The 7,424-nt window shown below is 74.1% G+C and carries 9 protein-coding genes and 1 riboswitch; of the genes, 6 read left to right on the forward strand and 3 right to left on the reverse strand.

Translation table 11 applies throughout. From position 1 onward, the window contains the following. Window positions 1-58: 58 nt before the first annotated feature. From ACZ7JA_RS18300 to ACZ7JA_RS18315, 4 genes are all read left to right on the forward strand, one after another. On the forward strand, window positions 59-1,030 hold the full coding sequence (locus ACZ7JA_RS18300) for an NADPH:quinone oxidoreductase family protein (RefSeq protein ID WP_470809155.1): 972 nt from the start codon (window positions 59-61) through the stop codon (window positions 1,028-1,030). Further along, window positions 1,027-2,208, forward strand: a complete 1,182-nt coding sequence (locus tag ACZ7JA_RS18305; RefSeq protein WP_351660244.1) for an acyl-CoA dehydrogenase family protein — start codon at window positions 1,027-1,029, stop codon at window positions 2,206-2,208. The genes ACZ7JA_RS18300 and ACZ7JA_RS18305 overlap by 4 nt, the downstream gene beginning before the upstream one ends. Next, the gene (locus tag ACZ7JA_RS18310) at window positions 2,205-3,287 is read left to right on the forward strand and encodes an acyl-CoA dehydrogenase family protein (RefSeq protein ID WP_351660247.1); all 1,083 of its coding nucleotides are present in this window, start codon (window positions 2,205-2,207) and stop codon (window positions 3,285-3,287) included. Before ACZ7JA_RS18305 ends, ACZ7JA_RS18310 begins: the two co-directional genes overlap by 4 nt. Before the next feature lie 177 nt (window positions 3,288-3,464). Beyond that, complete coding sequence (locus ACZ7JA_RS18315) at window positions 3,465-3,659, forward strand: hypothetical protein (RefSeq protein ID WP_199209621.1); 195 nt, start codon at window positions 3,465-3,467, stop codon at window positions 3,657-3,659. Window positions 3,660-3,668: 9 nt separating this feature from the next. On the opposite strand, the gene ACZ7JA_RS18320 is transcribed toward ACZ7JA_RS18315, so the two are convergent. The 3 genes from ACZ7JA_RS18320 to ACZ7JA_RS18330 all read right to left on the reverse strand — a co-directional run bounded on the left by ACZ7JA_RS18320 (window position 3,669) and on the right by ACZ7JA_RS18330 (window position 6,032). Next, window positions 3,669-4,913, reverse strand: a complete 1,245-nt coding sequence (locus ACZ7JA_RS18320) for a phosphodiester glycosidase family protein (RefSeq protein WP_450745467.1) — start codon at window positions 4,911-4,913, stop codon at window positions 3,669-3,671. A 76-nt stretch (window positions 4,914-4,989) separates the two neighbouring features. Then, window positions 4,990-5,349: a DUF779 domain-containing protein gene (locus ACZ7JA_RS18325; protein ID WP_351660253.1), complete on the reverse strand. Its 360-nt coding sequence runs from the start codon at window positions 5,347-5,349 to the stop codon at window positions 4,990-4,992. Between the two features lie 98 nt (window positions 5,350-5,447). After that, window positions 5,448-6,032 carry a histidine phosphatase family protein gene (locus ACZ7JA_RS18330; protein ID WP_470809159.1) on the reverse strand — a complete coding sequence of 195 codons (585 nt, stop codon included), beginning with the start codon at window positions 6,030-6,032 and terminating at the stop codon, window positions 5,448-5,450. A gap of 113 nt (window positions 6,033-6,145) precedes the next feature. Further along, window positions 6,146-6,265, forward strand: a riboswitch (cobalamin riboswitch). Between the two features lie 53 nt (window positions 6,266-6,318). On the opposite strand from ACZ7JA_RS18330, the gene ACZ7JA_RS18335 reads away from it, so the two are divergent. Together ACZ7JA_RS18335 and ACZ7JA_RS18340 are read left to right on the forward strand one after the other, a co-directional pair. Continuing rightward, complete coding sequence (locus ACZ7JA_RS18335) at window positions 6,319-6,534, forward strand: CbtB domain-containing protein (RefSeq protein ID WP_351660259.1); 216 nt, start codon at window positions 6,319-6,321, stop codon at window positions 6,532-6,534. A gap of 24 nt (window positions 6,535-6,558) precedes the next feature. After that, window positions 6,559-7,323 (forward strand): CbtA family protein, encoded by a 765-nt coding sequence (locus ACZ7JA_RS18340; protein WP_351660261.1) that lies wholly within the window; start codon window positions 6,559-6,561, stop codon window positions 7,321-7,323. Window positions 7,324-7,424 lie beyond the last annotated feature (101 nt).

Raw genomic sequence — 7,424 nt, forward strand, 5'->3', positions numbered from 1 at the left:
GACCGCTTAGTATGCCGTCGGAACCCGGTCAGACGAAGCAGTCCCGTGGAGGCCCCGCATGCAGGCATGGCAAGTGCACGAGAACGGCGAGCCGCGCGAGGTGATGCGCCTGGCGGAGGTGGAGCGGCCCACGCCCGGTGACGGCCAGGTGCTGCTGCGGGTGCGGGCGGCCAACATCAACTTCCCGGACGCCCTGCTCTGCCGGGGCCAGTACCAGGTGCGGCCCCCGCTGCCGTTCACGCCCGGCGTGGAGATCTGCGCCGAGACCGAGGACGGCCGCCGGGTGATCGCCAACCCCGCCCTGCCGTACGGCGGTTTCGCCGAGTACGCCGTGGCCGACGCCCGCGCGCTGCTGCCCGCGCCGGACTCCCTGGACGACGCCGAGGCCGCCGCGCTGCACATCGGCTACCAGACGGGCTGGTTCGGCCTGCACCGCCGGGCCCGCCTGGAGGCGGGGGAGACCCTGCTGGTGCACGCCGCCGCCGGCGGGGTCGGCAGCGCGGCCGTACAGCTCGGCAAGGCCGCCGGCGCCACCGTGATCGGTGTGGTCGGCGGCGCGCGGAAGGCCGCCGTGGCCCGGGAACTGGGCTGTGACGTGGTCGTCGACCGGCACGCCGAGGACGTCGTCGCGGCCGTGAAGGAGGCCACCGGCGGCCGGGGCGCCGACGTGATCTACGACCCGGTCGGCGGCGAGGCCTACGCCCAGTCCGCCAAGGTCGTCGCCTTCGAGGGCCGGATCGTCGTCGTCGGGTTCGCCGGCGGCGCCATCCCGAGCCCAGCCCTCAACCACGCCCTGGTGAAGAACTACGCCATCCTCGGCCTGCACTGGGGCCTGTACAACACCAAGAACCCCGCGCTGGTCCTGCGCTGCCACGAGCGGCTCACCGAGCTGGCCGCGTCCGGCGGGATCAAGCCGCTGGTGAGCGAGCGGGTGCCGCTGGACGGCGCCGCCGACGCCGTGCAGCGGGTCGCCGACGGGGTGACCACCGGCCGGGTGGCCGTGGTCCTGGACAAGGGAGCCGTCGCATGACCGACGCAGCGGAACTGCGCCGCCGTACACAGGAGTTGCTGGCCGCACACCCGCCGGCCGGGACCGATCGCCTGGAGTTCCTGCGGGCCCGGTTCGACGCGGGCCTCGCCTGGGTGCACTTCCCCGAGGGCCTCGGCGGACTGGACGCCCCGCGCTCGCTGCAGGCCGTCGTGGACGCCGAACTCGAGGCCGCCGGGGCCCCGGACAACGACCCCCGGCGCATCGGCATCGGCCTCGGCATGGCCGCCCCGACGATCCTCAAGTACGGCACGGACGAGCAGAAGCGGCGCTTCCTGCGGCCCCTGTGGACCGGGGAGGAGGTCTGGTGCCAGCTCTTCAGCGAGCCCGGCGCCGGCTCCGACCTGGCCGCGCTCGGCACCCGGGCCGTACGCGAAGGCGACACCTGGGTGGTCAACGGGCAGAAGGTGTGGACCTCCAGCGCCCACCTCGCCCGCTGGGCCATTCTCATCGCCCGCACCGACCCGGACCTGCCCAAGCACCGGGGCATCACCTACTTCCTCTGCGACATGACCGACCCCGGCGTCGAGGTGCGGCCGCTGCGCCAGATCACCGGCGAGGCCGAGTTCAACGAGGTCTTCCTGACGGACGTCCGCATCCCGGACAGCCTCCGCCTCGGTGAGACCGGCGACGGCTGGCGGGTCGCGCAGACCACGCTGAACAACGAGCGCGTCGCCATCGGCGGCATGCGGCTGCCCCGCGAGGGCGGCATGATCGGCCCGGTGTCCAGGACCTGGCGCGAGCGGCCGGAGCTGCGCACCCACGACCTGCACCAGCGGCTGCTGAAGCTCTGGGTCGAGGCCGAGGTCGCCCGCCTCACCGGCGAACGCCTGCGCCAGCAGCTCGTCGCGGGCCAGCCCGGCCCCGAGGGCGCAGGCATGAAGCTCGCCTTCGCCCGCCTCAACCAGGAGATCAGCGGCCTGGAGGTGGAACTCCGCGGCGAGGAGGGGCTGCTGTACGACGACTGGACCATGCGCCGCCCGGAACTGGTGGACTTCACCGGCCGCGACGCCGGCTACCGCTACCTGCGCTCCAAGGGCAACAGCATCGAGGGCGGGACCAGCGAGGTCCTGCTGAACATCGTCGCCGAGCGCGTCCTGGGCCTGCCGGCCGAGCCGCGCACCGACAAGGACGTCGCCTGGAAGGACCTGGCCCGATGAGCACCCAGCCGGATCTCCTCTACTCCGAGGAGGAAGAGGCGCTGCGCGCCGCGGTCCGCGACCTGCTCACGGACCACTGCGACGCGGCCGGCGTGATCGCCCGCACCGAGTCGGACGCCCCGCACGACCTCGCGCTGTTCAAGTCCCTCGCCGACGGCATGGGCCTGGCCGGACTGCTGGTGCCGGAGGCGCTGGGCGGCCAGGGCGCCACCCACCGCGAGGCCGCCGTCGTCCTGGAGGAGCTGGGGCGCGCCGTCGCCCCGGTGCCCTACCTCAGCAGCGCGGTCGTCGCCACCGAGGCCCTGCTCGCCTGCGGTGACGAGGAGTTGCTGGGCCGCCTGGCGTCCGGCCGGACCATCGGCGTCCTCGCCGTGGGCCTGCACACCGCTCCGGGCGCCGCCCATCGCACCGCACGGCTGGAGAACGGCTCGCTGCACGGTGAGCTGACCGGCGTGGCGGACGCCGCCGCGGCCGACGTCCTGCTCGTCCCGGCCGACGACGGCGGGCTGTACGCCGTGGCCGCCGAGGCGGCGACCGTCACCCCGCAGGTCTCCCTCGACCTGACCCGCCCGGTCGCCACCGTCACGCTCGACGGAGTGCCCGGACGCCGCGTCGGCGACGCGGAACCGGCCGTACGCCGGGCCCTGCGGGCCGGCGCCGGACTGCTCGCCTCCGAGCAACTGGGCGTGGCGGACTGGGCGTTGACCGAGACCGTGCGCTACCTGAAGGAGCGCAAGCAGTTCAACCGGCCGGTCGGCGGCTTCCAGGCGCTCAAGCACCGGCTGGCCCAGCTCTGGCTCGAGGTCGTCAGCCTCCGGGCCGCCGCCCGCGCCGCCGCCGACGCCCTCGCGACCGGCGCGGACACCGACGTCACCGTGACCGTCGCCCAGGCCTACGCCGGCCCGGTGGCCGTACGCGCCACCGAGGAGGCGGTGCAGCTGCACGGCGGCATCGGAATGACCTGGGAACACCCCGCCCACCTGCACCTCAAGCGGGCCAAGGCCGACTCGATCGCCTACGGCACCGCGGGCGCCCACCGCGAGGCGCTGGCCGCGCTGGTCGACCTCCGGGCGCCCTGACACCCGGCGCGTCAAGCCCGCCCCTCCCCGGGGGGCGGGCTTCGCCGCTGCCCTGACGCACACCCGTCCGCCTGACATCACACGATCGGAGGACACGTCAGCCACCCGGACAAACCCTCCGCTACGCCACACTTGCGGCCGAACGCCGCTCATGGCGCGTGGCGGAGGAGGTTGACGATGGCCATTTCCATCTCTGTGGTGCTGCTGCTCCTGATCCTGGCGGTGGTGTTCATCCGCAACGGCGCGCTGAAGATGTCGCACGCCCTGGTCTGCATGCTGCTCGGGTTCTACCTGGCCAGCACCAGCATGGCGCCCACCATCCACAGCGGGCTCACCGCGACGGCCGACCTGGTGAGCAGCCTGCGGCCGTGAGCGGCGAGGTCAGCCGGAGAAGACCCCGATGCCGTTGGGCACCGGGCGTTCGGCGCCGCCGCTCGGGTGGTTGCGGACCGTCACCCCGCTCGCGCCCACGTCGCGGGTGACCATCTCGCTCGAACCGCCGCCGTCGAGGTTGAACGCGTCGGAGGCGCCCAGCTCCCGCATGGTGGCGGCCTCCTCGGCGACCGTCAGGCCGGTGCGGGAGTCGTCGGCGCCGTCCAGCGCGAGCAGCAGCAGCCGCCGTCCGCCGTTCTTGAAGCCCGCGGCGGTGCGTACGGCGGAGACCGTGTCGTCGAGCCCGGACACCGGCCTGCCGTCGCGGAGCACCGGACAGCCGCCGATCGCGAACGCGTAGGGCGCCTTGGCGGTGGCCGCCACTAGATGGTGGGTGACGGTCACCGCGTCGCCCACGGCCAGCGCGCGCAGCTCCCGCGCCCCCTGCTCGCGGCCCACCAGGACGGTGGTACCCGCGGGGATCGAACCGCTGCCCGGAGTGGCGGCGGCGTCGGCCACCCGGCCGCCGCGCACCTTCACCTCGTAGGTGTCGGTGGTGCAGGCCGCCGCCCGGTCGGTGTCGGTGCCGCAGACGGCGCGCACCCGGGAGGCCGCGCCCCACCGGGAGGTGAACGCGCCCACCGAGTTCTGCGGCAGCGCGTACTGGTTGAGGCCGCCCAGCGGGAACCTCCCCCGCGGTGTGGTCACCGAGCCGGTGAGCGAGAGGCGGTCGAGGCGGGCCCGCCGGTCGGCGCCCACCCCGAGCACCTCCCGCGTGGTGGTCCCGGGCGGCAGCGCCGGCCCGAACCGCTGGCCCACGGGCACCGCCGCCTTGAGCACCCGACCGTCCGCCACCGCCGGACCGACGGTCGCGCCGGTGGCCTCGACCCCCGGGTGCTGGGCCTCGGTGATGTCGAAGAAGTCGCCGTTGACCCCGGCGACCGCGCCGGCCGTGTCGGCCAGCCGGGACACGGTCGCCCGGGCCGCGACCGCGCCGGGGTACAGCAGGCCCGTCCGCACGTGCGGATCGCCCAGGTCGACGGTGAGCAGATGGGCGCGGGTCCGCCCGGCCGCCGCCGTGATGTCGAACTCCCGGTAGGTGACCCCCGGAGCGATCCGCTTGCCGGGTCTCTCCAGGGGGGCGGCACCGGCCGGCGCCGCCCCCGTCAGAGCCGCGCCGGCGAGGACGCCGAACGCCGTGAGAACCGTGAGAACCGATCTGCCTGCCGCCGTCCGCCGTCCGCCTCGCGTCATAGCGCCCCCTGATGCCTCGTCAACCGTCATCAGCACTCGGGGGAAGTGCACCAGACGACGGTGACGAGCGGGACGGCTAGGCGTCGACTACGCGAGAACGGGTGAGAAAACGTACTCCCTCGGGTGCCTCCAGCGAGAAACCGCTCCCTCTGCCGGGTACGACGTCCACGATGAGCCGGGTGTGGCTCCAGGCCTCGTACTGGCTCCGCGACATCCAGAAGGTCACGGGCTCCTCGACCCCGTCCACCGCCAGCTCGGCCAGCAGCACGTCCGAACCGCCGGTGCGGAACTCCCCGTCGGGGTAGCACATGGGCGCGCTGCCGTCACAGCAGCCGCCGGACTGGTGGAACATCAGCGGCCCGTGCTCGGCCCGCAGCCGGCGCACCAGTTCCGCGGCCTGCGGGGTGAGTTCGACGCGGGGCAGTTCCTCTTGCATGGTCACCGTCCTGGGGAGCCGGGGGCGTCGGACCCGGCCCAGTCTCACGGCCGGGCACAACGGCGTCCAGTGCGCGTCCGTCAGCGTCCTGAGGGGGTCTACGGGGTGCCGCTCGATCCGCCCAGCGCGGTGCCGGGCGTGAGGTTCCAGCGTCCCGCCCGGCCGGTGAACGAGGTGGCGGTCAGGGGCGGTACGTCGATCCGCCAGAAGGCCGTCTCCGGAGCGCCGAGCACCCGCACGGCCACGGCCCGCACGACCTCCGGCTCGACCACCGCCACCGTGCGGCCGGCGCACCGGGCGGCCTCCTCCAGCCAGTCCCCGACCCGGGCGCACAGAAGGCGCACCGACTCCCCGCCGTGCGGGGTAGCCGCCGGGTCGGCCAGCCACCGGGCCAGCGCCTCCGGCTCCCCGGCGCCGACCTCGTCGAGGGTCCGCCCCCGCCAGCGGCCCATGTCGAGGCCCGCCAGGGCGGGTTCGGCGCGTGCGTCGAGACCCAGCGCGGCCGCCGTCTCCCGGCAGCGGACGGTGGGGGAGACGAGGGCCGTCGCGGCGGTCCGCAGTTCGCCGGCGACCGCGTGGGCGCGCGCGGCGCCGGCCGCGTCGAGCGAGCACCCGTCGTCGAAGCGGGCCTCCCGCAGGGAGGGGTTCATCGCCGGTGAGACCAGCGTCACTCGGGTCGTCATGAGGTCGCCCGCATCGTCAACGGCCCTTTCGGCACAGGGGTTCCACAGCCTACGGCGGTCGCGGGGGCGCGCAGTCCCCGGCCCGTGCGCACTTGGCCGCACCCGCACTTCGCGGTACCTTCTCGGCGACAGAGACGACGGAACGCGGAAGCCGGTGGGAATCCGGCACGGTCGCGCCACTGTGAGCCCTATACGCACCCATCCCGGTGCGGGCCGGGCAAGTCAGACCCGCCCGTCGTCCCGTGCACCACCGAGCAGGGACGCGAGTTCCCCAGGAGGTCCTGCCATGGCGCAGTCCGCCATTCAGCCCACCCCCACCGCCCTTCCCGCCAAGCTGCCGATCGGCGCCATCGTCCCCTGGGCGGTCTTCTTCGGCGTCCTGATGCTGGTCCTGCTGTACTTCGTCGGCGCCGAACAGGGCGCCACCTCCGTGACGTCCGGTGAGAACGTGCACGAGTGGGTGCACGACGCCCGGCATCTGCTCGGCTTCCCCTGCCACTGACCGGGCGAGGAAGCGCACGGGCTCATGAATTCGGCAACCGTCCGGAACCTGTTGGTGCGTGGCATGCTCGCGGGACTCACCGCGGGCCTGCTCGCCCTCGTCGTCGCCTACTTCCTCGGTGAGCCGCGTGTCGACGCGGCCATCGCCTACGAAGAGGCGCACTCCCACGAACACGGCGTGGAGGCGGTCTCCCGCACGATGCAGTCGACCGCCGGCCTGTCCACCGGCGTGCTCGTCTACGGCATCGCGTTCGGCGGCATCGCCGCCCTCGCCTACTGCTTCGCGCTGGGCCGCGTAGGCCGCTTCGGGCCCCGCGCGAGCGCGCTGCTCCTGGCGGCCGCGGGCCTCGTCGCCGTCTACGTCGTGCCGTTCCTGAAGTACCCGGCCAATCCGCCATCCGTCGGCGACCCCGACACGATCGGCAGGCGCACCGCGCTGTACTTCCTGATGCTGGTCCTGAGCGTGCTGCTGGCGGTCGCCACGGTGATCCTCGGCAAGCGGCTCGCCCCCCGGCTGGGCAACTGGAACGCGACGGTGGCCGCGGGCGCGTTCTTCCTCCTGGCCGCCGGGCTCGCCTACGCGTTCCTGCCGGCCGTCGACGAGGTCCCCAAGGACTTCTCCCCGAGCCTGCTCTGGCAGTTCCGTCTGGCCGCGCTGGCCGTCCAGGCGACGCTGTGGACCTCGTTCGGACTGGTCTTCGGCGTCCTCGCGGAACGCGTGCTCGCCGCGGAACGCGGGCCGGGCGGACGCCGGGCCGCCGGTCTGGGCGCCCCGGCCGCGCATCACTGAGGCACCCCCCCCGGACGCGAGAGAGGGGGTCGGAAGAACACGCACCCGCCCTCCCATCACCTCAGACAACACACAACCCCCCCCCACCCTCTCCCCAGCGA

The sequence above is a fragment of the Streptomyces sp. NPDC038135 genome, from assembly GCF_055601245.1.